The 26912-nt window shown below is 45.0% G+C and carries 23 protein-coding genes; 9 read left to right on the top strand and 14 right to left on the bottom strand.

Annotation, left to right across the window (positions count from 1 at the left end; translation table 11 throughout):
* Positions 1–122 precede the first annotated feature (122 nt).
* Complete coding sequence (gene add, locus OX890_RS01875; protein ID WP_126493360.1) at positions 123–1118, top strand: adenosine deaminase; 996 nt, start codon at positions 123–125, stop codon at positions 1116–1118.
* A gap of 93 nt (positions 1119–1211) precedes the next feature.
* Here the strand turns inward: add and hemN are convergent, their stop codons facing one another.
* From hemN to OX890_RS01850, 5 genes are all read right to left on the bottom strand, one after another.
* Positions 1212–2588 carry an oxygen-independent coproporphyrinogen III oxidase gene (gene hemN / locus OX890_RS01870; RefSeq protein ID WP_006084752.1) on the bottom strand — a complete coding sequence of 459 codons (1377 nt, stop codon included), beginning with the start codon at positions 2586–2588 and terminating at the stop codon, positions 1212–1214.
* 261 nt (positions 2589–2849) lie between these two features.
* Positions 2850–3317, bottom strand: coding sequence for a DUF2489 domain-containing protein (locus OX890_RS01865; protein WP_006079358.1), 468 nt, complete (start codon positions 3315–3317; stop codon positions 2850–2852).
* A gap of 74 nt (positions 3318–3391) precedes the next feature.
* Positions 3392–3952 carry a Der GTPase-activating protein YihI gene (yihI, locus tag OX890_RS01860; protein ID WP_126493358.1) on the bottom strand — a complete coding sequence of 187 codons (561 nt, stop codon included), beginning with the start codon at positions 3950–3952 and terminating at the stop codon, positions 3392–3394.
* A 90-nt stretch (positions 3953–4042) separates the two neighbouring features.
* On the bottom strand, positions 4043–4681 hold the full coding sequence (locus tag OX890_RS01855) for a class I SAM-dependent methyltransferase (RefSeq protein ID WP_126493356.1): 639 nt from the start codon (positions 4679–4681) through the stop codon (positions 4043–4045).
* Between the two features lie 820 nt (positions 4682–5501).
* Positions 5502–6125: a c-type cytochrome gene (locus OX890_RS01850; RefSeq protein ID WP_006084749.1), complete on the bottom strand. Its 624-nt coding sequence runs from the start codon at positions 6123–6125 to the stop codon at positions 5502–5504.
* 168 nt (positions 6126–6293) lie between these two features.
* On the opposite strand from OX890_RS01850, the gene yihA reads away from it, so the two are divergent.
* A complete protein-coding gene (gene yihA / locus OX890_RS01845) occupies positions 6294–6953 on the top strand; it encodes a ribosome biogenesis GTP-binding protein YihA/YsxC (RefSeq protein ID WP_006079362.1) in 660 nt (219 codons plus the stop codon).
* A 1036-nt stretch (positions 6954–7989) separates the two neighbouring features.
* Here the strand turns inward: yihA and polA are convergent.
* Positions 7990–10755, bottom strand: a complete 2766-nt coding sequence (gene polA / locus OX890_RS01840; RefSeq protein ID WP_259571789.1) for a DNA polymerase I — start codon at positions 10753–10755, stop codon at positions 7990–7992.
* A gap of 387 nt (positions 10756–11142) precedes the next feature.
* Here polA and elbB point away from each other — a divergent pair, with 387 nt between their 5' ends.
* On the top strand, positions 11143–11805 hold the full coding sequence (elbB, locus tag OX890_RS01835) for an isoprenoid biosynthesis glyoxalase ElbB (RefSeq protein ID WP_268650021.1): 663 nt from the start codon (positions 11143–11145) through the stop codon (positions 11803–11805).
* 80 nt (positions 11806–11885) lie between these two features.
* Here elbB and glpG read toward each other — a convergent pair whose 3' ends face one another.
* From glpG to OX890_RS01810, 5 genes are all read right to left on the bottom strand, one after another.
* Positions 11886–12731, bottom strand: coding sequence for a rhomboid family intramembrane serine protease GlpG (gene glpG / locus OX890_RS01830; protein WP_268650020.1), 846 nt, complete (start codon positions 12729–12731; stop codon positions 11886–11888).
* Positions 12728–13033 (bottom strand): thiosulfate sulfurtransferase GlpE, encoded by a 306-nt coding sequence (gene glpE, locus OX890_RS01825; protein ID WP_006084745.1) that lies wholly within the window; start codon positions 13031–13033, stop codon positions 12728–12730. The genes glpG and glpE overlap by 4 nt, the downstream gene beginning before the upstream one ends.
* Positions 13034–13139: 106 nt before the next feature.
* Positions 13140–14165 carry an L-threonine 3-dehydrogenase gene (gene tdh / locus OX890_RS01820; protein ID WP_006079369.1) on the bottom strand — a complete coding sequence of 342 codons (1026 nt, stop codon included), beginning with the start codon at positions 14163–14165 and terminating at the stop codon, positions 13140–13142.
* A gap of 11 nt (positions 14166–14176) precedes the next feature.
* A complete protein-coding gene (locus OX890_RS01815) occupies positions 14177–15370 on the bottom strand; it encodes a glycine C-acetyltransferase (RefSeq protein WP_259577676.1) in 1194 nt (397 codons plus the stop codon).
* Between the two features lie 287 nt (positions 15371–15657).
* Positions 15658–16305: a TetR/AcrR family transcriptional regulator gene (locus tag OX890_RS01810; protein WP_011845372.1), complete on the bottom strand. Its 648-nt coding sequence runs from the start codon at positions 16303–16305 to the stop codon at positions 15658–15660.
* Positions 16306–16447: 142 nt separating this feature from the next.
* Here OX890_RS01810 and waaA point away from each other — a divergent pair, with 142 nt between their 5' ends.
* On the top strand, positions 16448–17713 hold the full coding sequence (gene waaA, locus OX890_RS01805) for a lipid IV(A) 3-deoxy-D-manno-octulosonic acid transferase (protein ID WP_268650019.1): 1266 nt from the start codon (positions 16448–16450) through the stop codon (positions 17711–17713).
* Positions 17714–17726: 13 nt separating this feature from the next.
* Here waaA and OX890_RS01800 read toward each other — a convergent pair whose 3' ends face one another.
* Positions 17727–18482 (bottom strand): 3-deoxy-D-manno-octulosonic acid kinase, encoded by a 756-nt coding sequence (locus tag OX890_RS01800; RefSeq protein WP_268650018.1) that lies wholly within the window; start codon positions 18480–18482, stop codon positions 17727–17729.
* 99 nt (positions 18483–18581) lie between these two features.
* Here OX890_RS01800 and OX890_RS01795 point away from each other — a divergent pair, with 99 nt between their 5' ends.
* The 3 genes from OX890_RS01795 (at position 18582) to OX890_RS01785 (ending at position 21907) form a co-directional block, all read left to right on the top strand.
* Positions 18582–19625, top strand: coding sequence for a glycosyltransferase family 9 protein (locus OX890_RS01795; protein WP_268650017.1), 1044 nt, complete (start codon positions 18582–18584; stop codon positions 19623–19625).
* A gap of 91 nt (positions 19626–19716) precedes the next feature.
* Positions 19717–20802, top strand: a complete 1086-nt coding sequence (locus OX890_RS01790; RefSeq protein WP_268650016.1) for a glycosyltransferase — start codon at positions 19717–19719, stop codon at positions 20800–20802.
* Positions 20803–20824: 22 nt separating this feature from the next.
* On the top strand, positions 20825–21907 hold the full coding sequence (locus tag OX890_RS01785) for a CDP-glycerol glycerophosphotransferase family protein (RefSeq protein ID WP_411357758.1): 1083 nt from the start codon (positions 20825–20827) through the stop codon (positions 21905–21907).
* Between the two features lie 48 nt (positions 21908–21955).
* Here OX890_RS01785 and OX890_RS01780 read toward each other — a convergent pair whose 3' ends face one another.
* Positions 21956–23128 (bottom strand): glycosyltransferase family 4 protein, encoded by a 1173-nt coding sequence (locus OX890_RS01780; RefSeq protein ID WP_268650014.1) that lies wholly within the window; start codon positions 23126–23128, stop codon positions 21956–21958.
* Positions 23129–23482: 354 nt separating this feature from the next.
* Positions 23483–24553, bottom strand: coding sequence for a glycosyltransferase (locus OX890_RS01775; RefSeq protein ID WP_268650013.1), 1071 nt, complete (start codon positions 24551–24553; stop codon positions 23483–23485).
* 287 nt (positions 24554–24840) lie between these two features.
* Here OX890_RS01775 and coaD point away from each other — a divergent pair, with 287 nt between their 5' ends.
* A complete protein-coding gene (coaD, locus tag OX890_RS01770) occupies positions 24841–25332 on the top strand; it encodes a pantetheine-phosphate adenylyltransferase (protein WP_012090652.1) in 492 nt (163 codons plus the stop codon).
* A 90-nt stretch (positions 25333–25422) separates the two neighbouring features.
* Positions 25423–26898, top strand: a complete 1476-nt coding sequence (locus OX890_RS01765) for a capsule assembly Wzi family protein (RefSeq protein WP_268650012.1) — start codon at positions 25423–25425, stop codon at positions 26896–26898.
* Positions 26899–26912 lie beyond the last annotated feature (14 nt).

Here is a 26912-nt window from a genome sequence, read left to right as displayed (position 1 = left end):
ACTGAATGTGAATTTAAATGCGTTTGGCGCATAAATGCCCCTGAAAATGCGTGTTAAACTTAGTGTCCGCCCGCGACCAAATAACAAAAGCATTGGCTGGGTAGTTCAAATAGGGGTTAAATATGATTGATACATCCATTCCATTGGTGGATCTGCATCGTCACCTAGACGGTAATGTGCGAGTAAACACCATTTGGGAACTAGGACACCAACACGGCATTGCGCTACCTGCCGATTCTTTAGAGACTCTCGCACCTTTTGTGCAAATTCAGGGGAAAGAAACTAGCTTAGTCGCCTTCTTAAAGAAGCTCGATTGGATGGTTGGCGTACTCGCTGACTTGGATGCGGTTAAACGCGTTGCCTATGAAAACGTTGCCGATGCGGCGTTGTCTGGCTTAGATTACGCTGAGTTACGTTTTAGTCCTTACTATATGGCGATGAACCATAAGTTACCGATTGAAGGCGTAGTTGAAGCGGTAGTCGACGGTGTTAAAGCGGGCTTAAAAGACTATAACGTAAAGATCAATTTGATTGGTATTTTGTCACGTTCATTCGGTCAAGCCGCTTGTACTCAAGAACTTGAAGGCTTACTCGCCCATAAACAACATCTCGTGGCTATGGACTTAGCTGGCGATGAAATGGGCTTCCCTGGCGAGTTATTTAACGATCACTTTAAGCGTGTTCGTGATGCTGACCTGGCGATTACGGCTCACGCCGGTGAAGCCGCGGGTTCGCAAAGTATGTGGCAAGCGATTCAAGAACTTGGCGCGACGCGAATTGGTCATGGGGTGAACGCGATTCACGATCCTAAGCTGATGGAATATCTCGCTAAGCACCGTATTGGTATCGAATCTTGCCCAACCAGTAACTTGCATACTTCTACAGTGGCTTCTTATGCTGAGCATCCTTTCAGAACCTTTATGGATGCAGGCGTATTGATCAACTTAAATACCGATGATCCCGGTGTGAGCGCTATCGACATTAATCATGAGTATCGTATTGCTAAAGCTGAACTCAAATTAACCGATGCCGAATTGGCGCAGGTGCAACGCAACGGCGTTGAAATGGCGTTTTTATCCAACAGTGATCGCAAAGCACTGTATGCCGCTAAGGTATAAGCTCTGAGTCATTAATAAAAATAGCTATAAATAAAAAATCCGACTCTAGAGTCGGATTTTTTGTGAGCGTTCGCGAGTGCAGCGATAGGCGCTTTAGATCACGCGCGAAAACTGTTGCTGACGCGCTTTTTGACGATAGTAAAGGTCGAAGCACATACAGATATTGCGGATCAATAAACGGCCAGTTGGGCTGATAGTGATCTGTCTGTCGACGATTTCAACTAGCTTGTCATCGATAAATGTCTGCATTAACTTAAGATCTTCCGCGAAATAGGTTTCGAAGTTAATCCCCAGTTTCTCATCAATTTTCGCCATATCTAATTCGAAGTGGCAAATCAGCTGTTTAATCACTACGCGGCGGATTTCATCGTCACGGTTCAGGCTGCAACCTTTCCACAAAGCATGGCCTTCCTTATCTATGGCTTCATAGTAAGGGCGGATATCTTTCTGGTTTTGCGCATAGCAGTCGCCAATCTGACTGATGGATGACACGCCAAGACCTAACAAATCACATTCTTCTTGGGTGGTATAACCTTGGAAGTTGCGGTGCAGTCTGCCTTCACGCTGTAACTTGGCTAACTCGTCATCGGGTTTAGCAAAGTGATCCATACCGATATATTGGTAACCCGCGCCAGTTAAGGTCTCGATAGTTTGGTGCAGCATTTCGAGTTTTTGTTTTGGCGAAGGTAAATGCTCGTCTTTGATCTTACGTTGAGCGGCAAAGCGCGCAGGTAAGTGAGCATAGTTAAATACCGATAGACGGTCAGGCGATAAATCTAAAACGCGCTGCATAGTGACGGCAAAGGTTTCTGGCGTTTGGTGTGGCAAACCATAGATTAAATCTATGTTGGTTGACACAAAACCCATGGCTTTCGCTTTGGCCATCAAGTCGAAGATAAATTGCTCGTCTTGTTCGCGATTAACGGCAATTTGTACTTCTTTATTGAAATCTTGTACGCCGATGGAGATCCGGTTGAAGCCCGCTTCTTTCAATGTGTCGAGCATTGACAGTTCTATCTCGCGAGGATCGACTTCAATCGAGTACTCGCCTTCTTCCGCAAAGTTAAAGTTAGCTTTAATCAATGACGTAAGTTTAAGAATCTGCTCAGGATTTAAGAACGTAGGTGTACCGCCGCCCCAATGCATTTGGGTCACACTGTAATGTTTAAACAGGGGCGCACGTTTGATAATTTCTTGGCTTAAATATTCAATGTACTGATCGGCTTTGTGTTGGTGGCGGGTGATGACTTTATTACAGCCGCAGTAATAACAAAGCTTGGCGCAGAACGGGATATGAATATACAGCGACAGTTTATCGCTTTTGCTATTTTCAATGGCCGTCAGCAGGTTTTGTTCGGTGAATGTGTCATCGAACTCCAATGCCGTTGGGTAAGAGGTATAACGGGGACCGCTGTAGTTATACTTTTCGATCATCGACTGATCCCAGCTAATCTGAGTGGGCTGCTTCAAGGCGTGTCCTCCGTGGGTAAATTAGCAACAAGCGAAGTATGCAAGGTTCTTAAGTAAATAACCTTGATCTAGGTTGTAAAAATGACGTCTGTCTTTTTAGAAGTTACGCAATATCTATCAAAAAAGTACGCTTGTCTGTCGATATATGGCGGTTTTGTGCGCAGGCTCACGGGAGGAAGCAGAGCAAGATTGGAGTGGGTTTTATCTAGATGACCTCAAAACCACAACATAAGTGGTCTTGAGGTATAACAATGAGCGGGTTTAATGCATCGCTTTGGCTTGGTAATCCGCCAGTTTTTTCGCATCATCACTAATGCCTTGCTCTAATGCCGCTTCGGACTTCATTCTGATCAAGTCTAACTTCATCCTTTCTTGCTTAGGCAAGGCTTGGCGAGCATCCATGATGGGATGATCTTTAATTAGCTCAAAGTGTTTGAATAATGAAGGGTAATCGGGAGCCACGCGCTCACTCAATGACAGGATTTCAAATAATCTCCCAATTCTGACCACGCCTTCAGAGATCTCACAGCGGTCTTCAATCATGGCTGTGGCGATATAGCGGATATCATCTAAAACTTGGGCGCGTTTTGCATTCGCCGTGACTTCACGCTCGGCTTGTTCGGCTTGCTGACGCTTTTTTTGCTGCTTGAGTTTTAGGATTAAGAAGGTGGCGTAGCTACTTAGCGCTACTATGATGATAAAACCGAGAATAATGATAGCCGTAGACACAGAGACTCCTTATATGAATGGCATAAGGAGCACAGCTAAAAAACTGAGTTCCCTATGCCTTAGCACTGAGAGGTTTAGAACTTGTCTTGATAATCTTTAAGTAAGTCAGCGCCTGATTCGAACTTATCGAACAACTCATCGTCAGACAAAGACTTAGCTGGTGATGAAGGTGCATCATCATCCATATCATCGCTAATGCCGAGTTTAACCATCAGGGCTTCAATCTTATTCAGCTGTTGATCTAACCATTTTTGGTCATCATCGCTGAGGTCGCGGCCTTCTTCCAGCATATCTAACAGCTGATTTAATCTTGGATCTTCTTCCAATTTCAGTAGTTTTTGCTCGTCAGTCAGCTTAGCTTGTTTCACTTTTGGCTGAGCGGCTTTGTCTGTTACTACTGCCGCAGGAATCGCTAAAGCAATAGGCTTTTTGCTGCCATGACGCGGGTCTTTTTTCTTAGCGGCCTGCTGTTGCGGCGCTTGCGCTAAAATTAAGCTTTCGTTATGACGACTGCCTGATTTATTACCAGAATCTTTACGTTTGCCAGTCGCTACAGCGCGATCTTGCTTCTTCACTCTTGGCTGTAACTTAGGGCTGTTCTCGCCGCCCTTGCGTGTTTTCTTGCTACGAGACATGGTCTTCTCAATTGTTTACAACGTATGGCCCCGCAGACTAAGGGTGAGCTTGTCTACAAGGTGCGAAATTAGGCCGAGTGTTATACCAGATTATGATGTTTTTTGCATCAAAACGAGGTCCTTTGCGGCAAATAATAGTTCAAAATCGCTATTGTTTGCTAGGTACTCGAAGGTTTGTCGCTGGTAAAAGCTCACATGGGTGAGGTTGTTCTTGTAATGCCACTTAGCAAAACCATCTAATTCAGTCAGTAACGGTGTGCTTATCGCTAACCAACCACCAGGATGCAGTAGTCGAGAGAGTAAGGCCCACTCTTTTATTGGGTATTGAAAATGCTCAAAAACGCGATAACAGCAGATAAAATCATATTCTTGCTTTAACACATCATGATTCGGGGCAAAAAAGGGATCGTATTGGTTTAACTTGTGGCCCGCATTTTCTATGGTCGCCAAACTCTCATTATCGAGTATGCGTCCAAAATTCAATCCTAATAAACGACCAGCTTGCTGCTGCTCTAATTGCGCTAACAGCGGCAAAATAAATTGCGATAGCTGCTTTTGCTTCAACGCTATGCGTGAACGACCGTACCTTTGTTTCTCTGCCGCGGGTGGTAAATGGCTATTGGCATCCGCAAAGGTTAACTCACATGTCTTGCAAACATAAAAACTCCGTTTTTTATCTTGATGAAGGAGTTGTGTCTGACTGTGATGACAAAGAGGGCATCTGGGCATTGAGTCTGCTGAAGTGGTTATTAAGGCTTTGATTGTACCAATTATATTGGTCGAGTGCACATTTTAGACACTGGTGGTGTATTCACACCAAAGAAAAAAGGCGGCAGTTAAACTGCCGCCTTACAAACGGTGCTTTAGCACCTTATCCTGATTCCAAGTATCCATACTTGCTATGCGACTTTCCCGGTCGGTATCCTTCTTTTTTTACTGCTTTCCCTGCATTATTTTTGTTAATGGTCTTCCAGACACTTTATTTTTTTCTGTCGCCATCCTGACCACAGTTTCCGTAGATGGTCTCGCGACACATCATTGTATAGCATCGTCATCATTGACGTTTAGTTAACCATCCATGTTACTTAAGTACCTTCCAGTGATAACAAGCATCCAGCCAGTGCATCCTAAGCTTATAGCTTCCTTTGCTACAGTTTACATCATGTAAACTGTGTCCTGATGGGGCAAGTTACCCTGAGTGTAAGGCGTTTTGCTAGAAGCAAATTGGCGTTATCGGCCATCCCTTACAAAATTGTGCTGACCTGGATTTCAAGTGGAAATCACGACTCTTGTTATTATTAGAGAGTGGTCTTAAGTATATTATTGTTATTGAGTGTCTTTATTCTTATATCTTGAATGTTAATTATACCGAAACCTGTAAGTTATTATTAATCTTTTTGTACAAACAGATGGGTTTATCTCGGTACGGGGCTTATTAAACCCAAATCTGTGATCTATGTCAAGCATGAATCTTTAGCAGTTTACGTTCACGTCAACTTGGTGGTGTAAAAAAAGGGTGATAATACACCCCTTTCTTAACTGACTAAGATTACTTCAGGCTAGAAAGATACTTAGATAGTGCGTCGATATCGCTATCGCTTAGCTTTTTAGCCACATCTTGCATCATGCCGTTCAGGTCATTATGACGACCCGCTTCACGGAATTTTGTCAGTTGGATCTTGATGTAGTTGGCGTGTTGGCCAGCCAATGTTGGGAAGCCTGCAAGTTCAGCGCCTTTACCATCTGGGCCATGACATGCCATACAAGCGGTAATACCACGTGAAACATCGCCACCTTTGTAAAGTTTAGCGCCTAACTCAGGGACATCTTTCGCTTCAGCTACTTGGATTGCTTGGCTAGAAAAATATGCAGTAATGTCGAGAATATCCTGATCGCTTAGAGGCATTGCCATGCCACTCATGATAGGATCCATACGACCGTCTTTACCGCCAGTTTGCGCTGCACTACGGAAATCATGTAGTTGCTTTTGGAGGTAAGTGGCGTGTTGGCCCGCAAGTTTAGGGTACATATCGATCATACTGTTACCGTCCATACCATGGCAGGCTGAACAGACAATGATTTTCGTTTTTCCCGCTTCAGCATTACCTTCAGCAATCGCAGGTGAAGATATGGCGGCAATTACAACAGACAGCGCAAGAGCTAGCTTTTTCATGGCGTTCCAACTTCTGGTTAAGATTATTATCCTGAGCTTACTAGGGTGACCCGCAAGCGTGGTAAAATATGATTAATGTGATCGGAGTAATATTTTACACGAAAACGTGGAAAAGTAAGTAATTCTTCATAAATTATGGTATTGCGTAGAAAAATTTCGGAGTAAATAGTGACTGAATCTCGTATAGATTTTCGTAGGGCAAAGTTTTTAATCAGTGCACCTGACATTGCACATTTGGATCAATATCTGCCCGGCGATGTTGGAGTTGAGATTGCATTTGCTGGCCGCTCTAATGCTGGAAAGTCTAGTGCACTCAATGCATTAACTGAGCAAAAAAGTTTAGCAAGAACCAGTAAAACCCCTGGCCGAACTCAATTAATTAACGTATTTGAGTTAGATGCTCAGCGTCGTTTAGTTGACTTACCTGGCTATGGTTTTGCACAAGTCCCGCTTGCGTTGAAAAATAAATGGCAGCAGGCATTAGGTGAATATTTGCAAAAACGCGCTTGTTTAAGTGGCGTGGTTGTCTTGATGGATATACGTCATCCACTAAAAGATCTCGATATGCAGATGATCGAGTGGGCGGTTGCCAGTGAAATCCCTGTGTTAGCTTTGCTGACCAAGTCAGACAAATTAGCTCAAAGCGCTAAGATGAAAACGGTAAATGAAGTGCGTCTGGCGTTGAGTGAGTTTGGCGACTGGGTACAAGTTGAGCCTTTCTCATCGCTTAAAGGAACCGGTAAGCCTAAAGTGTTGGCTATTCTAAATGAATGGTGCCATCCGCAATGGTTGACCGATGAGTTAGATGCGGCGAACAACGCCGAATAATATTGCCTGTTTTGGCATACATGGTCGAGTTTGACTGTGTATGCCGCCCCTCTGTTTTTTCCTGTAATTTTTCCTTATCTTTCCCTCTTGTTAAGCTTTTATCCCTATTCACTTTTCGTCAATTTCAGGCAAAAAAATAGCCGATGACAGTGTCATCGGCCAAAAATATTAGCTCTTTTGGGGAGAAGCTAAATTCAACAAGACTCAAGCACCACCAAATTAGCTTCAATGGTTCTCAATGAAACTAGCATACAGCCAATTTACTTTTTATTAAAGTAAATACTCTAAAATTTACCTAAAGTCTGAAAAAAGAGCAAAAAAAAGCCTCAGCAAACAAGTTGCTGAGGCGCCAGAATTTGGCTCATCACTATAAGTGAAATAAAGGTCTGAAAGATAGAACATCTTAACCTCTGTACCCTACGCAGAGAATATTACTCCATTTATCTTTAAATGGAAAACAGTTTTTTCAAAAAAGAGGTAATTATGTGCGCTTGATCTCAGGTTATGAGTGAAAAAGCATCTTAAATTGATCTTAAAATTTCATTAAAAATGCTTAATCGGCTGATTTAGCGGGGTAATCCGAAATTTATATACAAAAGAGATCAATATTTGAGATTTAATGTTTTTACTCTAAATCTAGCTTAATATTTTAGTGTACGCGTGAGAGAACAACCGTTATGACACTTTTGAGCATATATAGCTGGCTTTAACGCCGTTTCGATTCGCGTAATCACACCCTTGAGTCTCCATTTGCTGCGGCAGTGTATCGATGAGCTCTACTGCTTAATGAATCAGGTAAAGATTGTTTGGTAGTGAGTTATGCATGTTGCTGCCGATGAAGTTTTGCCTAACTTAACGATCTGATTTTTTTATTGTGAAAGGATAATTTGCGCACAGTAATAAAAGGGACTCAGTATTGGTGTGTTTAGAGGTGATTAAGACGGGAGAGAGCTAACCTGAGCTCAAAATGTTGAATTCAGGTAAGCTTTATTTACTTTAAATCATATTGATAGTGCTAGTTTTGATGTCACTAAGGTTAGTGGGCTTCATCCCAGTTATTACCAATGCCCGCTTCGGCAAGTAGTTCAACATCGAGATCGGCGGCTTGTGCCATTAAAGTGCAGATTGTCTTTTTAAGCGCTTCAGCTTTATCCGCATCGACTTCAAACACCAATTCATCGTGAACCTGCATGATCATAGTGATTTCGCCTTGGGTTTCTGTCTTGATCCACTGGGCGATATTGATCATGGCCTTTTTGATTATGTCGGCAGCCGTGCCTTGCATTGGGGCATTAATCGCAGCACGTTCAGCACCTTGGCGGCGCATCGCATTACGATCACGGATTTCAGGTAAATAGAGGCGACGGCCAAACAGAGTCGATACATAACCTAGGTCGGCTGCACCCGCACGCGTTTCTTCCATATAACGTAATACGCCTGGATAACGGGCAAAGTAGGTGTCGATATAGGTTTGTGCTTCATGGCGCGGGATATCGAGCTGACGCGCTAAGCCAAAGGCTGACATGCCGTAAATTAAGCCGAAGTTAACCGCTTTGGCCCGGCGACGCTGTTCTGTGGTTACTTCATCAAAGTCAGTGCCAAACACTTCGGCAGCCGTAGCTCTGTGAATGTCTTTGCCCTCGGCGAAAGCTTTGAGTAAGCCGGCATCTTGGGATAAATGCGCCATGATCCGTAGTTCGATTTGCGAGTAGTCGGCTGCCAAAATTTTACGACCATCAGGTGCGATAAAGGCTTGGCGAATACGGCGACCTTCTTCGGTGCGGATAGGAATATTCTGCAGGTTAGGCTCGCTCGATGATAAGCGTCCTGTTGCCGCATTAGCTTGATGATAGCTAGTGTGCACACGACCCGTTTTAGCATTGACCATTAGTGGCAGTTTATCTGTGTAAGTGCTCTTTAATTTAGATAGGCTGCGATGTTCGAGGATCACCTTTGGCAGAGGGAAATCTAACGCCAATTCGACCAACACTTCTTCCGCGGTCGATGGTGCGCCCTTGGGGGTCTTTTTGGTGATCGGATAACCTAGCTTTTCAAAAAACAATACTTGCAGTTGCTTAGGCGAGCCAAGGTTAAATTTCTCACCGGCAATGTCGTAGGCTTTCTCTTCTAAGGTATCGATTTTACGCGCTAGCTCGTCGCTTTGTTGGCCGAGTAACATGCTATCGATTAATACCCCTTGGCGTTCAATATCCGACAATACTTGGATCAGCGGCAATTCGACTTCGGTAAACATAGCGGCCAGTTCCGCTTCTTTTTCGAGTCTTGGCCACAAATGTTGGTGCAAACGCAGGGTGATGTCGGCATCTTCGGCCGCATAAGGCGCAGCCGTTTCCAGTGGAATTTGGTTGAAGGTCAGCTGTTTTGCACCTTTGCCGGCGATTTCTTCGAAGCTGATATTTTTATGGCCTAAGTACTTGAGTGCTAAGCCATCCATATCATGGCGCGAAGCTACTGAGTTGAAGACATAGGATTCGAGCATAGTGTCGAAAGCGACGCCCTGCAGTTTGATCCCCGCATTGGCTAAGATACTGATGTCGTACTTAAGATTTTGACCGACTTTCTTAAGTTTTGGATCTTCAAGCAGTGGACGCAGTTTTTCTAGCGCAACGGTTTTATCGATTTGAGTCGGTGCGCCAACATAATCATGGGTCAAAGGCAGATAAGCGGCTTTCCCTGCCTCAACGGCGAAAGATATCCCGACTAATTCTGCCACCATGTAATCTAAGCTGGTGGTTTCAGTGTCTACCGCCATCAAGTCGGCTTGCTTAAGCTTAGCAATCCAAGCGTCTAATTCGGCTTCCGTGAGAATGCAGTCGTACTGCGTTGCAATCGCTTCGACTGGAGTTGAGTCTTCTTGTGTCTCGGATGCCGCATCAATTGAGGTATTTGCAGTGATTTTGTTATCTAAGACTTCGGCTAACCAACGCTTAAACTCCATCTCGCCGTAGCATTTGATCAGTTCATCCTTGTCCGCGGGCTTGATGGTGAGTTCGTGCCAGTCTTGCTCAAGTTCGACATCGGTTTTGATGGTGGCGAGTTCGTAAGAAAGCTTGAGCATGTCGGCATTTTCAATGATCTTCGCCGCCATGGTTTTAGAACCTCTAAAGCCGAGCTCGGCGACTTTTTCGGGTTCAGCTAATAAGTTACTCACGCTGCCGGCTCCTGTGAGCATAGCGAGCGCTGTTTTCTCACCAACGCCGGGTAAGCCGGGAATGTTGTCGGCCTTGTCGCCCATCAGCGCGAGCAAATCTATGATACGGTCTGGACCAACACCAAATTTAATCGCGACTTCTTCTGGGCCCATTATGGTGTCTGTCATGGTGTTGATGAGCGTGACGTTCTCATCGACTAACTGCGCCATGTCTTTATCGCCAGTGCTGATAAGCACTGCACGGTTTTCTAAACTGGCTTGGCGAGCAATAGTGCCGATCACGTCATCGGCTTCGACGCCGGAAATCGAAATCAGTGGTAAACCCAGTGCACGAATAATGCGGTGTAAAGGTTCGATTTGCGAACGTAGGTCATCAGGCATAGGTGGGCGCTGTGCTTTGTACTCGCTGTACATGTCATTGCGGAAGGTTTTGCCCTTGGCATCGAACACGACTGCGATATGGCTCGGCTGATAGCGAGTCAGCAAGCTGCGTAACATATTCACTACGCCATAAACGGCACCGGTTGCTTCGCCCTTTGAGTTTGTCAGGTGAGGAGGCGCATAATAAGCGCGATATAAATAGGAAGATCCATCCACAAGCACAAGTGGGTTTTTAGCGACGGTTGGCATAAGTATTTTTCGTTTATCGATGACTTAGATGGCGCTAAGCATGCCACATAAGCGCTATTTCAGCCATGGCAAAATGACTCCCAGCCTGTGGATAAGTCTGTGAGTGAAAAAGTCAACTGAGAATAATGGCGATGATTACGGCTTAGTGCGATATTTTTAAGTTGTTGTTTTTTATATTTATAAAAGATTTGTGTGAGTTCAATACTGTTTCTTAAAAAATCTTCCCAATTTGTGGATTTTTTATTGACTCCGTAAAATACATCTAAGGATTGGCTTAATTTTCGGCACCCGTCAGATTCGACGAATTAAGTTAGCACGATTTTTAATCAGATCAACTAGTTTGTTTGTAGTTTGTTAAAACTTAATGACATAAGAAGGATATTTTTAATGAAAAAAGTCGCAGTGTTACTGAGTGGATGCGGTGTTTTCGATGGAACAGAGATCCATGAATCGGTTTTAACGCTTTTATGCTTATCCAAAGGGGGTGCTCACTACCAATGTTTTGCACCTGATATCAAACAGATGCATGTGGTCGATCACCTCACTGGCGAGGTCGATGCGACAGCAAGTCGTAATGTGCTGGTGGAGTCGGCGCGCATTGCCCGTGGCGAAGTTAAAGCGACCACAGAATTAGCTATCGCCGAATTTGATGCCTTGATCATTCCCGGTGGTTTTGGTGCGGCGAAAAATCTGTGTAATTTTGCGACGAACGGCAGCGAGTGTGAAGTCGATCCGCTGGTGACTGATTTTATCAATGAGTTCATTCTGGCGAAAAAGCCCGTTGGCTTTATCTGTATCGCACCTATGATGATCCCGCGATTATATCCCCATGGCGTAAAAGGCACTATTGGTAATGATAGCGATACTGTTGCGGCGTTCAATTTGATGGGGGGAGAGCATCAAGTCGCCACTGTGCATGAGATCGTCGTAGATGAATTGAATCGAATAGTCAGCACTCCCGCTTATATGTTGGCTGGAAGTATTGCTGAAGCGCATTCAGGCATCGAGAAGCTGGTTGCTAAGGTACTGGAGATGACTGACGCGCGTTAGGTTTGTAGAAGTGTAAGAGCGCGTCATTAACCAAGATAAATCCCTATGCGTTCTTCAGGATTTATCTTGGTATAACGGGATTAGATTGAGCTTGAGGACTTGCGGCTATCGAATAAACCTTGGGCTAACCCTATGAGTAAGCCACCAATGTGGGCACCGTTCGCAACGGCAACCCCTAGAATATCCGTGAATCCCAATGCCAACCAAATCATCATAAAGGCCATATATGATGGTGGAAAGTCTATTCCAGCAGCAGGTTTACGTATCCCCATGACCCAAGTGTAACCCACCACGGCATACACAACGCCGGATAGCCCGCCGAAGTTAGGTCCACCGACATAATATTGGATGACGTTTGGCAGTGTTCCCGCCACAAACAGCAGGATGAGCAATGGTGCTGTGCCGATTCGGGTTTCGATTTTACCGCCTAAATACCACCACCAGAGCAAGTTAAAGATGACGTGCATGGCTGAAAAATGCAGCAGGCTTGGGGTAAAAACACGCCAGAACTGGCTGAACTCTGAACTTGGTACCGCGCCAAAATAGGACAGTGCTGCGTAGGTTTGGTTGGCGAACCCTAAGTTCATCGCCGCAAAAATGAGTACGCAAACCGCAAAAACGATCAACGTGACTGGGCCTGCGCCGGTAATGAATTGGGTAAACAACTGTAGCGAAGGGGCGCCGTAATCTATCTTAGTTTGGGTATCGCCGTGTTCCCACGAGGCTTGCAGATATTTACTGTCGTAGGGATGAGCCATGAAATGGGCAAACTCTTTGCGCGCTTGCTCCAGATCTTTGTCATGGATGACGAGAATGGCGACACCTTGCTCCAGCGGCTCAATTTGGCAGTCAATGTGCTCACCTTTGAGGTAATCGACAAATGCCTGCGCGGCTCTACTGTTGGGGAGTCTGCCAATTTCTATCATGCATTTGCCTCATGCCAGGCGCTATAGCCGCCGTCTAGACTGTAAACGTCATCAAATCCTTGCTCGCATAAATACTGCGCCGCATTTTGGCTGCTCATACCGTGGTAACAAACCACTACCAGTGGGCTGTCCATATCGGCTTGGCTAATAAATTGCGCTAGGTTTTCGTTATTCAGGTTAGTTGCACCTGCAATATGGCCGTTGGTGAAGCTATTGCCATCGCGGATATCGACGATTTGTACTGGCTGTGCTTCGGTCATTTGCAGCAATTGATTAACGCTTAAGTGTTTAAAGGAAGACATAATAAAACCTGACAAAGCTAAGAGATGGAAATCAAGATGGGATAAGTGTGCAACAAGGGGCTGCGAGTGTACAGCCCCTATCTAAGCTAAGTAATGCTCTGCTGGATTAATCCCAGCTGAGGATCACTTTACCCGATTGGCCCGAGCCCATGGCGTCGAAACCTTGTTGGAAATCATCAATCTTGAAGTGGTGAGTGATGATAGGCGAAATATCTAAGCCAGATTGGATAAGGCTCGCCATCTTGTACCAAGTTTCGAACATTTCACGGCCGTAGATGCCTTTAATGACCAAACCTTTGAAGATCACTTTGCTCCAGTCGATAGCCATTTCGCCACCAGGAATACCCAGCATAGCGACTTTGCCGCCGTGGTTCATGGTATCTAACATGGCGTGGAAGGCTGATGGTACGCCAGACATTTCTAAACCGACGTCGAAACCTTCGGTCATGCCCAGTTCTTTCATCACGTCTTTCAGGCTTTCTTTAGACACGTTCACTGCGCGAGTAGCACCCATTTTACGGGCCAGCTCTAAGCGGTATTCGTTAACGTCGGTGATCACTACATGGCGCGCACCTACGTGACGACATACTGCCGCAGCCATAATGCCGATTGGGCCTGCGCCTGTGATCAATACGTCTTCACCGACTAAATCGAAGGATAATGCTGTGTGCACAGCGTTACCAAACGGGTCGAAGATTGAGGCTAAATCATCGCTGATGTCATCAGGGATTTTAAAGGCGTTAAAGGCGGGAATCACTAAGTATTCCGCGAATGAACCTTCACGGTTTACACCGACACCAGAGGTGTTGCGGCATAAATGGGTGCGGCCAGCGCGACAGTTACGGCAGTGGCCGCAGGTAATATGACCTTCGCCAGATACACGGTCGCCAATCTTAAAACCACGCACTTCTTGTCCGATATCAACCACTTCGCCTACATACTCATGGCCAACAACCATAGGGACGGGAATGGTTTTTTGTGACCATTCGTCCCAGTTGTAGATGTGCATGTCGGTGCCACAAATCGCCGTTTTTTTAATTTTGATTAGCAGATCGTTGTGGCCCATTACTGGCTTAGGCGCATCGACTAACCAAATACCTTTTTCGGCTTTTAACTTGCTTAGTGCTTTCATTGTCTTAAGTCCTAAATAATGCCCATTTCTTTGGCAATACGGGTAAAGGCGGTGATCGCTTTGTCGAGTTGCTCACGGGTATGTGCCGCTGACATTTGCGTACGGATACGAGCTTGTCCCTTAGGAACCACAGGGAACGAGAAGCCAATAACATAAATATGTTCTGCTAATAAGCGGTTAGCAAAGTCGCCCGCCAGTTTCGCATCGCCAATCATCACAGGGATAATCGCGTGGTCGGCGCCGCCTAAGGTAAAGCCAGCTGCTGACATTTGCTCACGGAAATAACGGCTGTTTTCCCATACGGCTTCGCGCAGGGCTTGGCCTGATTTGAGCATTTCTAACACATGGATAGACGCAGTTACGATTGATGGCGCTAATGAGTTAGAGAACAGGTAAGGACGTGAACGCTGGCGTAACCAGTCGATGACTTCTTTTTTACCCGAAGTGAAACCGCCCGATGCGCCGCCTAAGGCTTTACCTAAGGTGCCTGTGATGATGTCGACTCTGTCCATCACATTGCAATATTCGTGGGTGCCACGGCCGTTCGCGCCGATAAAGCCCACAGCGTGAGAGTCATCGACCATCACCAGTGCGCCGTATTTATCGGCTAAATCACATACGCCTTGCAGATTAGCAATCACGCCGTCCATGGAGAATACGCCGTCGGTGGCAATCAAGATGTTACGGGCGCCAGCGGCTTTCGCGGCGATCAGCTGAGTTTCTAAATCGGCCATGTCGTTGTTGGCATAACGGAAACGCTTCGCTTTACATAAACGTACACCGTCGATGATCGAAGCATGGTTTAGCGCATCGGAAATAATCGCGTCTTCTGCATCTAGCAAGGTTTCGAACAGACCGGCGTTTGCATCAAAACATGAAGAGTAAAGAATGGTGTCTTCAGTGCCGAGGAATTCGCTCAGGCTAGCTTCTAGCTTTTTGTGGATATCTTGGGTGCCGCAAATAAAGCGCACCGACGCCATACCAAAGCCGTGGCTGTCTAAGCCCTGTTGGGCGGCTTTGATTAGCTCAGGGTGATTCGCCAAGCCTAAGTAATTATTTGCGCAAAAGTTAATAACTTCTTGCTGATTAACTTGAATGGCAGTCTGTTGCGGTGAGGCAATAACACGCTCGCTTTTATATAAGCCTTCGGCTTTGATGTCTGCAAGCTGTTGATTAATCTGTGCGTAGAATGAGGTAGAGGCCACCTGATATCTCCTTAGTTAACTTTATTCTGATTTTGGGAGTGGCGGCATTCTAACTCTAAACCTAATCGGCCTACAGCCTTTTTTTCATGCAGGTTCGCAAGATAAACGAGTTTAGGGCTAAAGTGGTTTTTACATTATAAAAACTAATGTGCAACATAAGTTTGCCACTGTTTGGCTGAGTCTTCTTTTAAGGAATGTAGAGCGAAAAACGGGCTCGCACTCAGCACTATAATTGCTTTGAGTCTAGTACCGAATGCGAGTTCCCAACATAGGTGTTTGGGATGATGCTAGAGGGATTCTTGATTCGCTAACGCGTGATAATGCTGCTCTAGGCGAGTAAACGTCGCGACGGATGTCGGGGTTGCATAGGCTTTGAAAATCATCAGTACCCTCAACACACCTTCATAGAGCGTCGCTTTAGTGATGGTCGACGTGCTGGATTGCGTGAGTTGGTAACCAATCCAAAAGCTGACGATCATCTTAATGGTATCCGCCAGTGGCGTGATTTTGTCGCTCTCTAAGTGTAAAAAGCCATCTTGTTTAAGTTTATGCAGCACGTGGCTCGAACGCGTTAAAACTTGCTGCTGTGCATGTAAATAACGTTTTTTTAGCTCTTCATCGCGAGCGAGAATATCCGCAAGGTTGGCGTACATGAAGCGGAATTGCCACAGGGTATAGAACATCGCATCGAAGTAGCCGATTAACAGTTCCACATCCACTTGCTTATCTTCATAGGGTTGGAAACCCGATTCGAGATGATTCTCATATAAGCTGAAAATACAGCGGATAATGTCTTCTTTATTGCGAAAATGGTAATAAAGATTCCCGGGACTCATATTTAAGTGAGCGGCAATGTGATTGGTGGTGATGTTTCTTTCGCCATGCTCGTTGAACAGTTCAAGACTGGCATAGATTATTTTGTCGCGGGTTTTCATAAGTTATCCAAATTGCTAGTGAACGCCACATCATAGATAGAGTTAACCAACGACCGCCATACTGCTGGTAAATTATCCCTAATTTGGTGCATATGCTAACATTGCCGCCATTCATCAGGCAAAACTCATAAGCACGTTTTTAATGAATCGTTTTCTCTATTCCACGATCTTATATTTATTATCCCCTTTGCTAATCGTCTATTTAGCATTTCGTGCTATCAAAAGCCCTGATTACCGTGGTCGTTGGGGGGAGCGTTTTGGATTAACCCGACTAAAATCGACGGATTTACTGATCCATTCTGTGTCTATGGGGGAAACGCTCGCGGCAATTCCCTTGATCCGTTTGATTATGCAATCACACCCTGAGCTAAGCATTACGGTTACCACAACCAGTCCAACTGGGTCTGCCGAAGTGCGCAAAGCCTTTGGTGACTCAGTGCAACATTGTTATTTGCCCTTTGACTTACCTTGGTGTGTGCGGCGTTTCTTGCGCCAAGTCTCGCCCAAGTGGTGTGTAATTATGGAAACTGAGCTGTGGCCTAACTTAGTTACTGTTGCTGCCAAACGCGGTGTGCGCTTGATGTTAGCGAATGCTCGCCTGTCGGCCAAGTCGGCGGCGCAATATGCTAAGCATCCAACACTCAATCGACCTATGTTGCAACGACTCGATGTTATTGCGGTGCAAACTCAAGTGGAAGCGCAGCGTTTTATCGAGTTAGGTGTATCGCCGGACAGGGTGACAGTATGCGGTAGCTTGAAGTTTGATCTCAGTATTACGCCCGAGCGTTTAGCCAATGCCAAGCAGTTGCGTCAGGCTTGGGGGCGTGAAACATCGCCGATTTGGGTTGCAGGCAGTGTGCATCCTGGAGAATTTGACGCCATGCTCACCGCCCATAGGCAATTATTGGCTCAGTGGCCCGATGCCTTGATGATTATTGCACCGCGTCATCCTGAGCAGTTTTCTGCCGTTGCTGAGGTTGTTGCCAGCCAAGGTTTTGAATCTGTTCGTCGCAGCGGTAATTTTCCCGTGACGGCTACGACACAAGTGCTGGTGGGCGATACCATGGGTGAACTTCTGACCTTTTATGGCGCGGCGGATCAAGCTTTTGTCGGTGGTACGCTGATCGCTAATGGTGGTCATAATCCCTTGGAGCCAGTCGCTATGGGCATGCCTGTTATGGTGGGGCCGAACCATTGGGACTTTGCCCAAATTACGCAGATGTTGGCGGACGCTGGTGGGCTAAGGATTGTCGCTTCGGCGGATGAACTGGCGGCTAATTTGATTGCCTATTTTGCGAAACCTGAATTGCGCCAGCAGGCGGCAAACGCAGGATTGGCTGTGGTTGAGGCAAATCGCGGTGCCTTGCAACGACAATTTGCTTTAGTGCAATCTTTAATAAAGGCTTAATTCGAAAGGATAATCAGGCGCTTTGCAACGCCGCTTGGTAGCCCATCATCAGTGATGACCAGTTATCGGCGGTGAAGGCAAGACTTGGCAGTTTGCCTTGTTCTTTATTGAAAGAGCGTAACAGTCTGTCTAGATTCGATTGCTGCCATTGCGGGCTCGGTGTTTTTAACTCACCGCGGTCGAAATCGATAAGATAAAAGCGCTCTGGCGTTATGGGTGCAGTTTGCGCTGGCTGGAACAGAATATTTTTGGCATTGAGATCGGCGTGGTACACACCGCGCTGGTGGAATTGGGCGATCGTTACTCCCAACGCCTGCCATTGCTCAGTGTTCATGAGCCCTTTGCTGAGTTTAGCGACTAAATCTTCGGCGCCTTCGACCCGTTCGATAATGATATCGGCGCGGTAAAATAATCCATCGCGTACTATGTTGGCGGCAATCGGCTTAGGTACGGCAAAATCCTCGTGATACAAAATGTTTAATAAACGTAACTCGGCCATAGCGCGGGTATTTTCGAGGCCAGTATAAACGTAAGCGTCTTTGCTGAATTTCTCCATTAAGCCGCCACGCCAATAATGCCGCAATACCCAATGGCTGTGCTCAAATGCCACAAACCAAGTGGTGTAGCGGCCTTTGGATGAGCCGACGACAGCATTTTTAGCGCGCCAAAAATCCACCGCAAACCAAGCCGGAGCGATATCTTTTGGTGTATCTTGGCAAAGCGCCATGTGACCTTGGGCGGTTTTTATGATCTGTATCTGAGCATTCATGGGAGATTTGTTGACTTAAGCGTGGCACCTAGCGCCATTCTACATTAAGATCCTTAGCTTGCGCCAAATAACCTTAAGAGCTAATTAGCTTCAATCCCAATGAGTTTAAATCCCAATACCATGAATTCCCTTTGTTTGCTTCGCTTATCCGCAATCGGTGACGTCTGTCATGCCGTGGCTATGGTGCAGGCGATTCAGCGGCAATACCCCGAGCTCAAAATCACATGGGTGATCGGTAAACTCGAATATCAATTGTTGAAGCATTTACCCGGCATTGAGTTTGTTATTTTTGATAAATCTCAAGGATGGCGTAGCTATTTTAATTTACGTAAGGCATTAAAAGGCCGACGTTTTGACGTGCTGCTGCATATGCAGGTTGCGCTACGTGCCACTTTAGCTTCATTGGCCATCTCGGCAAAAATACGTATTGGTTTCGATCGTGCTCGCGCCAAAGAAGGCCAGTGGCTAGTGACGAATCGTAGGGTTGAGCCCTTGGCCAAGCCCCATGTGCTCGAAGGATTTATGGGATTCGCTAAGGCGATTGGCGTCAAGGATCTCACTCCTCAATGGCATATCCCTGTACCCATTGCGGATACTGAATTTGCCCAGACGCAGATTAAGGACAATGAAAAAGTCTTTATCATTTGCGCCGCAGCCAGTAAGGCTGAACGTAACTGGTTGCCCGAGCGTTATGCCGCCGTCGCGAGTTATGCGATTGCGAAAGGATTTAGAGTCATGCTGTGCGGTGGCCCAACTCAACTTGAGAAGGATTTAGCAGAGCAAATCTTGCAGGCTTGTCCCTCTAAAATCGATAATTTAGTGGGCAAAACCAGTCTGGCTCAACTATTAGCGCTGCTAAAACGCGCTAGTTTAGTGTTAGCGCCTGATACGGGCCCAGCGCATATGGCGGTGACCCAAGGCACGCCAGTCATTGGCTTATATGCCCATTCAAATCCTGGGCGCACGGGTCCTTATCTATCGCAGCAATATGTGGTGAATGCCTATGATGAGGCGATATCATCCCAACATAGTGGCGAAGTTAAGTGGGGCACTCGCGCCAAAGGCGAGCATTTGATGGCTTTGATCAGTGTTGAAGCCGTGATTGAGAAGTTTGAGTTAGTGGTTCAGCAGACACTCAGTTAAGGCTTGTTAGTATCGTGCATTCTTGTTCAGCACTCTTGAAATATCGCTGCATTAGCGGTGGGTATTCAGAATATCGTTTAGGAGATAAATCATGCGGATAGCCATTGCCATTGATAGTTTAGCGGGTGGCGGAGCCGAAAAGGTCATGATTACCTTAGCCAAGCAATTTATTCGCTTAGGGCATGAGCCGCATTTTTTAGTCATGGAGGATAATCGCTATTATGAAACCCCTGAGGACTTACCCGTTCATCAATGTTTTGCCCCTAAGGATAAAGATTTCGACCATTTTGGGCGATTGAATGCTTCGGTTCACAAGCTCAGCGCAAAAATCGCTGAAATTGAATCTAAAGTGGGCAAGTTCGATTTGTTTTTATCTAACTTAGATAAAACTAATTTGATGATGACCAAAACGGGCGTTTCACCGCTTTATGTCATAGTCCATTCCTCAGTGGAAGAAGAGTTGAGCCGCCAATTTAAATTGGGGCCGTTCGCGTACTTTAAAAAGCTCAGAGCCAAAAAAGCGCTCAATGGCCAGCATTTGATTACCGTCTCAAATGGCATAGCAAATGAGATCAAAGATAAAGGTCGTTTGCATCCAGCATCGATGCAGACTATCTATAATCCATTTGAGTTTAATGACATCACATCTCAATCACAGCAAGATAATCCGCAAATTCCTCAGGGTGATTATCTTATTCATGTCGGTCGCTTTGCTAAGCAAAAACGCCATGATGTGCTGTTTGAAGCCCTCAAGCTCACGCAAAATCAGCTTCCCGTGGTGCTCTTGTGCCACAACCACAAGAAAGCGATAAAAGCGGCGAAAAAGTTTGGTATTGAAAAGCGATTAATTATTCCCGGTTTCCAAAGCAATCCTTTTCCTTGGATTAAGCAGGCTAAGGCATTAGTGCTTAGCTCCGATTTTGAAGGTCTGCCGACAGTCTTGATTGAATCGTTAGCGTGTGGGACGCCTGTGGTGAGTACTGATTGTCCCCATGGTCCTAGTGAGATTTTAACTGGGAATTTAGCAACGTATCTTGTGCCGCGTCGCGATGCTGCGGCGTTGGCAAAAATCATAGATGAGGTTGTCAGCCAACCGCCATCCCTTGAACAGGTGGATATTTTGGCCAAAGTGGATGCCACCTTAATTGCTGAACAATATTTAGCGTTGGCCAAATAATTTAACAATTTATTGTAGGAGGATGCGGGTGGAAGAAGTCAAACAAGCCAAAAGACGTTACTTATTTTACATTGCGCAAAACTATTCCTATGCGATGTTAAGGCCGCTTCAACAAGTCATTTGGGCTAGAGGCGATGAGGTTTGCTGGTTTTTAGAGGGAAATGAAGTCGACGCTAAGTTTCTAAAGGCTGATGAGTCGCGTTTGTTGAGCGTTGATGCCGTTAAGGCGTGGAAACCCGATGCGGTATTTGTTCCTGGGAATGTTGTCCCTCGTTTTATTCCAGGGGTTAAAGTCGGGGTATTTCATGGCTTTAATGCAGGTAAAATGAATCATAAGGGCCGTGAAGATCACTTCGAAATCCGTGATTGTTTTGACTTGTATTGTACCCAAGGCCCAGCGACAACTTTGCCTTTCCTTAAGCTCGAGAAAAAGTTTGGTACTTTTACAGTGGCTGAGACGGGTTGGCCTGCACTCGATCCCTTATTTCTTGAAAATAAAGATAATCCCTATATCAAAGCGGATGACCTGAGGCCAGTAGTACTCTTTTGCTCAACATTTTCCCCCAGTTTGACCTGTGCACCTGTGGTATTTGAGCAGATTAAAGCCCTGGCGCAAAAGAGCCAATGGCGCTGGTTAGTGCAATTTCATCCTAAGATGAACCCTAAGATTGTTGAGCAGTACAGGGCTTTAGAAAACGAGAATTTACAGTTTGTTGAAACCGACAATGTGATCCCTTTGCTGCAGGCGGGTGATGTAATGTTGTGTGACACCTCATCGATTCTGTTGATGTTTTTAATGCAGCGAAAACCCGTGGTGACCTTTAAAAATCAGTCACCTAAAGATCATTTAATCGATATCAGTCAGGTTGAGGATATTGAATCTGCATTAACGCGAGCACTGAGTCGTCCAGATGATTTGATGGCGCATATCCATGATTATTGTAATCAAATTCACCCCACGGGGGATGGCCAATCTAGCCAGCGAGTTTTAGCCGCAACAGATGCTTTGATTGATAAAGGCACCGATTGGCTTAAGCCTAAACCATTGAACTTGCTGCGCCATTTTAAAATGCGTCGCAAGCTAGGTTATTGGAAGTTGTTTTAGCTAGCTGTCGTTACTTATGGGCCGATATTAAAATATCGACCCATTTTGTTAGCCTTGCAGTTTCGTTTCTTCCACCAGTTTAAAGATGATTTCTTGCATATTTTTCTGGAAATCTTCAATACTGTGGTTGGCTTTGATGTAGTTAACCGCCTTAATCGCGAGCTCTTGCCTTAGTGGTTCGTTTTCCATGAGATGGCGAATGCCATCGACAAATAAATCGACTTTGTCAAAACCATCCCCGAGCACTGTACCTGTAAATACGCCAAATTGGCTAGTCAGCTCGTCAGGATCACGACAACTGACGAGAAGAGTGCCATAAGATAAGGCTTCTAAGAAAGAGATAGGTAGAGCTTCATGGATTGAAGTGTTAACCAATATTTTAGCATCTTTGATTAATTGCGCTTTTTTCTCGCCTTCTACATGGCCGACAAAATGTAGGTTGGGAATATTTAGATAGTCATTCATGATGGACTGATTTTTCTTTGACTGCCTAAATGACTGACCTAGCATGAAAAATTCATATTCAGGCATCAGTTTAGCTATTTCGCAGAACAACCAACCACGTTTGACGGACTCAATTCGTCCCAGAAAGATAATGTGATTTTTCTTCGGGTGTGCTTCTACATCGAAACTATGATCGATCTCGATAGGATTGGGTAAATATTTGATTTCTGTTTTATCATCGAGATTATAGAGATCTCTGGCTTTACGATCTAAAAAGCGTGCCTGAGAAATAAATGAGACTTTCCCTGCTGCCCAAAGGTCATGAACAAACTGATAAATATTACTGTCCCAATAACTTTTTTCTGGGAAAAGTTTGACGGTATTTATTTCATCCCATTCATAATCAGGTCTTGGATCTTGAACCCAAAAGAGGAGCTTTTTATCAATATTAGGGATAGTTTTCAGAATACGATAGGAGTGGGTTGTCATTTCTATTGACAAAAATATATCGTAATTTTTCTTTTTCAAAAATCTAATATTAAGAAAATCCATAAATTTAGCCGCTAAGCGATAAACTTTAATGCCATCGATCATATAGCGACGAGGTATTAATCTTTGCTTGCTGCAGTCTTTTTTTATGAGCACTTCTACTTCAATATTCTCATTGGGTAAGTGTTTGGCGATTAAGTGACGTGCTAGAAAACCGTACCCACCGTACACTGTGCCTGTGCCACCAAAGTACTCATCAACTAATAAAGCCACTTTAAGCTTACTCATTACTACCCCAAAAAATCATTTATTGCTAATTCTACTTAGGCAGAATTATTTGATGGGAGTATTTTGATATTTTTCAAATAGACTATCAATGAAATTATTTATTCATAAATACAGAATGGATGACCTTATAAATAACTGTATTACATATGTTCTGTAATCGTGATTATATAAACCAAAGGTATTATATCTTTGTGTCTTTTACGCTAAAAATGATACAGGTGTTAAGTTTGATGAGCGCTTGCGAGTGATTTAATGGGCTTGCATATTGTATCAGAGTGTAACTTTTCAGCGAGATTAAATAGAAACTCTATTTATATTAGCCATAGAGCTCCTATTTACTACTGATAAAGATATTTATTCTGCCAAATTCAAATATTGCTGAGCAATATATTGGCTGTCTACGGCTTTAAGAATCGCAAGATCTTCAAGTGATGGGGGCGATGCTAGACATTCTAGAGCCTTCTGTGCCAGCAGTGCTGGTTGACGAACGGGGACTAAGTATTTTGCTAAGTGCCCTGTAAGGATTTCATTTGGGCCGTGAGGACAGTCTGTGCTGACAACTGGCGTGCCGCAGGCTAATGACTCTATGACCACAGTGGGCAAGCCTTCAAAGTCGGAGCTCAGCAGCATCAATTCTGCTTTAGCAATCCAAGCATAGGGATTATGTTGAAAACCAGGTGTGATAATTCGGTGTTCAACGCCGTATTTTTTGGCTAATTTACGCGCCTTATTTGGCCGATTACAGAGAAGAACTAGCTTAGGTGCTGTCGGCATATCCCTCAATGCTTTGAAGAGAATGTCATGGCGTTTTTGACGAGTCACTCTACCCACATGGATCATGTAAGGTTCATTGGGAATTTCGGCAATGACTTCTTGAGTTTTATTTTTTATTTCTTCGAGCCGAAAAGGATTGTAGATGGTTTGCACGCTCTGAGGTTTCAACCACGATGTGGCTCTTAGCTCGTCGGCAATCCCATTTGAAACTGTGATGATTTTTTTGCCGATCAGAGCTTTGGCTTTTTTCCATCTGCGCCAGAAGTGCACTGGACCGCGTTTTAACTCCATCAATAATTCTTGCTTTAAGGCACAATGACAGAAGTAGTAGCAAGGATCGAAATGACAGCCGGAAACAACAACGTCGCAGTCGGTTGAATTGCTTAAAAAGAGTGAGAATTTCCCCGTTTTTTCTGCTTCGCTCACTTTCGTTATAAGTTGCTGTCTCTGCTCCTGAAGCGAAGGTTTTTGACCTGCTTCAAACAGATAATGAATGGTTACATTTTGTGGCGGCATAAAATCGCCTTCCTTGTGAAACACAAACAAATGCACATCTTGACCTGCTTCCTGCAACACTTCTGCCTGCGATAAGGCTATTTTTACCGTGCCGTTGGAGTAAAAGTTATGGCAAAAAATCGCGATTTTCTTCATATAAGTGCTCTTCTGCGTGTCTTTAAACGTCACGGTTTCAACCTAGCTTTGGTTCAGCGTATTAGCGTTGAATGGGGAAGCGACATCGTATTTGGTCGGTTTCAATTAGGTGAAACATTATATCAGTTTGCGCCTTTATAGGGGCTTACTCACTTGGATTCTTGCCAATTTTGAGGTTTTTTGTGGCTATTTAAAGCCGATTTTGCTGCGATTATTCACTCGCTTGGCTAAAACGAGTAGACTGACGAGCAATGATTTTTGGTATCCATGTGAGTTGAGTCAGTAAAGTGCATACAAGAGCGATTTATCCAGGAACGTTTGATCCTATCACCAATGGTCATGCCGATTTAATTGAGCGTGCGGCTAAGTTATTCAAGCATGTGATCATTGGCATTGCTGCTAATCCTTCTAAGCAGCCAAGATTCACCTTAGAAGAGCGGGTTGAACTGGTAAATCGTGTCACCGCTCATTTGGATAATGTCGAGGTGGTGGGATTTTCCGGCCTGCTGGTGGATTTTGCCAAGGAGCAAAAGGCCAGCGTGCTGGTGCGTGGGTTACGTGCGGTATCTGACTTCGAATATGAATTCCAGCTAGCAAATATGAATCGTAGATTGAGCCCAGATCTGGAAAGTGTGTTTTTAACGCCTGCCGAGGAAAATTCCTTTATCTCCTCAACCTTAGTAAAGGAAGTCGCTTTGCATGGTGGCGATGTGAACCAATTTGTTCACTCAGAAGTGGCGACAGCATTAGCAGCAAAGCTTAAGCTGGCTAAACCTTAGATTTTACCTGCGTACCTGATGGTTTTTACGTAGGCGTTTTGTGTTAACTTTGAGGCATTGTGGCCTCGCGATGATACTTAAAAGGATGTTATGAAGGCTTTTTTAACCCCCAAGATCCTTGCTACTAGCATTGCCTCTGGCCTATTTTTTTCTTCAATACTTGCCGCTGCACCTTGGGTTGATGCCTCTGATATTTATCTTAGAGCGGATATTCAAGCGTTGGCCGATGCGGGAGTGATCACTGTTCCTGTGAATACTTATCCCTTGATGTGGTCAGGAATTGGCGGTGATCTAGCGAAAATTGAGCCTGAACTGCTGTCGCCTTCTTTAGTACAAGCTTATGCTCGGGTTAACTTTTATTATCAAAGTGCCGTCGATAATCGCGGTAATGCGAGGGTTAAAGTCTCGGGCGCGACCGATCCGGCTCGTTTTCAACACTATGGCTCCGACTATCGCGAGAAAGGTGAAGTGCTGGGCTCCTACGAGTATTTAGGGTCACGTGTTGCCTATAAGGCGACGGTGGCAGAAACCTATGATCCGCAAGATAATAAAAATTTTCGCCTCGATGAGTCATATTTTGCCATCATTTTAGGTAATTGGATTGCGACCTTAGGTTCGGTTGAACAGTGGTGGGGGCCTGGATTTGACTCTGCATTGCACCGTTCTAATAACGCTCGCCCTATGCAGTCGCTAACGCTGAGCCGCAATAATGCCGCAGCCTTTGAAACGCCTTGGTTATCTTGGATTGGTCCTTGGACATTTAAAACCGGATTTAGCTTAACGGAAGTTGATCGTGCTGTGCCTAAAGCGGCTGAGTGGGATATGCGCTTAAGTGCAAGACCGATTAAGCAGCTAGAAGTGGGTCTGTCGTGGTCTACATTGTTTTGCGGAGAGGGCCAAGATTGTAACTTCAACTCTTGGTGGGATTCGGTTGCCAGCAACTCAGTTTGCCTCGATGGTACAAGTGATTGCGCGCCAGAAGAGCGCCGCGATGCAGGCCATAGAACCCAAAGTATCGATATGCGCTATACCAGCTCATGGCAGGATATTCCTGTGGGATTATATCTCGAACATAGTTGTGAGAATGGCAGCGACTGTGGCTCACTTTGGGGGATTGATACCAATTTTGGCACATCGGGTAAGCAGTTTAAGCTGTTTATGGAATATTCAGACACCTATGTAAAATGTGATGGCGATAGTGCCAATTGCTTCTATGAAGATCCTGTCTATCTTAGTGGTTCTCGTTATTATGGCCGTGCTTTAGGCTCAACCTATGATAGCGATGCTCAAACGTTTGTGGTGGGATTAGTCGGCCAGTTTAGTAACAGCCGAGGTTTTACCTCTTTATTGCGTTATGCGAAGTTGAATAAAGATGGCACTAATGTGGCGAGCACTTGGGCGCCACAACCACCGAAGGAAGATTTGTTGATGCTTGAGCTTTCTTACCGTATGCCTGTATGGAAAGGCATGTGGAGCTTAGGTGGAACGGTATCGAGATCGGAATTTGATGTTCAAGAAAACGATACTAATGCCACGCTCTTTAGCAGTTTTGAGTATCGCTTCTAACATTCATGATTAAA

The sequence above is a fragment of the Shewanella sp. DAU305 genome (assembly GCF_026802235.1).
Lineage (GTDB): Bacteria > Pseudomonadota > Gammaproteobacteria > Enterobacterales > Shewanellaceae > Shewanella > Shewanella baltica.
This window is presented reverse-complemented; position numbering and strand designations above follow the sequence as displayed.

Bases quoted from the DNA above. Each gene is read 5' to 3' on its own strand.
- OX890_RS01855 (WP_126493356.1), bottom strand. From the start codon at position 4,681: ATGCCCAGATGCCCTCTTTGTCATCACAGTCAGACACAACTCCTTCAT.
- waaA (WP_268650019.1), top strand. From the start codon at position 16,448: ATGAATCGTTTTCTCTATTCCACGATCTTATATTTATTATCCCCTTTG.
- tdh (WP_006079369.1), bottom strand. From the start codon at position 14,165: ATGAAAGCACTAAGCAAGTTAAAAGCCGAAAAAGGTATTTGGTTAGTC.
- OX890_RS01850 (WP_006084749.1), bottom strand. From the start codon at position 6,125: ATGAAAAAGCTAGCTCTTGCGCTGTCTGTTGTAATTGCCGCCATATCT.
- polA (WP_259571789.1), bottom strand. From the start codon at position 10,755: ATGCCAACCGTCGCTAAAAACCCACTTGTGCTTGTGGATGGATCTTCC.
- yihI (WP_126493358.1), bottom strand. From the start codon at position 3,952: ATGTCTCGTAGCAAGAAAACACGCAAGGGCGGCGAGAACAGCCCTAAG.
- elbB (WP_268650021.1), top strand. From the start codon at position 11,143: ATGAAAAAAGTCGCAGTGTTACTGAGTGGATGCGGTGTTTTCGATGGA.
- OX890_RS01810 (WP_011845372.1), bottom strand. From the start codon at position 16,305: ATGAAAACCCGCGACAAAATAATCTATGCCAGTCTTGAACTGTTCAAC.
- add (WP_126493360.1), top strand. From the start codon at position 123: ATGATTGATACATCCATTCCATTGGTGGATCTGCATCGTCACCTAGAC.
- OX890_RS01790 (WP_268650016.1), top strand. From the start codon at position 19,717: ATGCGGATAGCCATTGCCATTGATAGTTTAGCGGGTGGCGGAGCCGAA.
- glpG (WP_268650020.1), bottom strand. From the start codon at position 12,731: ATGATAGAAATTGGCAGACTCCCCAACAGTAGAGCCGCGCAGGCATTT.
- glpE (WP_006084745.1), bottom strand. From the start codon at position 13,033: ATGTCTTCCTTTAAACACTTAAGCGTTAATCAATTGCTGCAAATGACC.
- OX890_RS01775 (WP_268650013.1), bottom strand. From the start codon at position 24,553: ATGAAGAAAATCGCGATTTTTTGCCATAACTTTTACTCCAACGGCACG.
- OX890_RS01780 (WP_268650014.1), bottom strand. From the start codon at position 23,128: ATGAGTAAGCTTAAAGTGGCTTTATTAGTTGATGAGTACTTTGGTGGC.
- OX890_RS01795 (WP_268650017.1), top strand. From the start codon at position 18,582: ATGAGTTTAAATCCCAATACCATGAATTCCCTTTGTTTGCTTCGCTTA.
- OX890_RS01785 (WP_411357758.1), top strand. From the start codon at position 20,825: ATGCGGGTGGAAGAAGTCAAACAAGCCAAAAGACGTTACTTATTTTAC.
- OX890_RS01800 (WP_268650018.1), bottom strand. From the start codon at position 18,482: ATGAATGCTCAGATACAGATCATAAAAACCGCCCAAGGTCACATGGCG.
- OX890_RS01765 (WP_268650012.1), top strand. From the start codon at position 25,423: ATGAAGGCTTTTTTAACCCCCAAGATCCTTGCTACTAGCATTGCCTCT.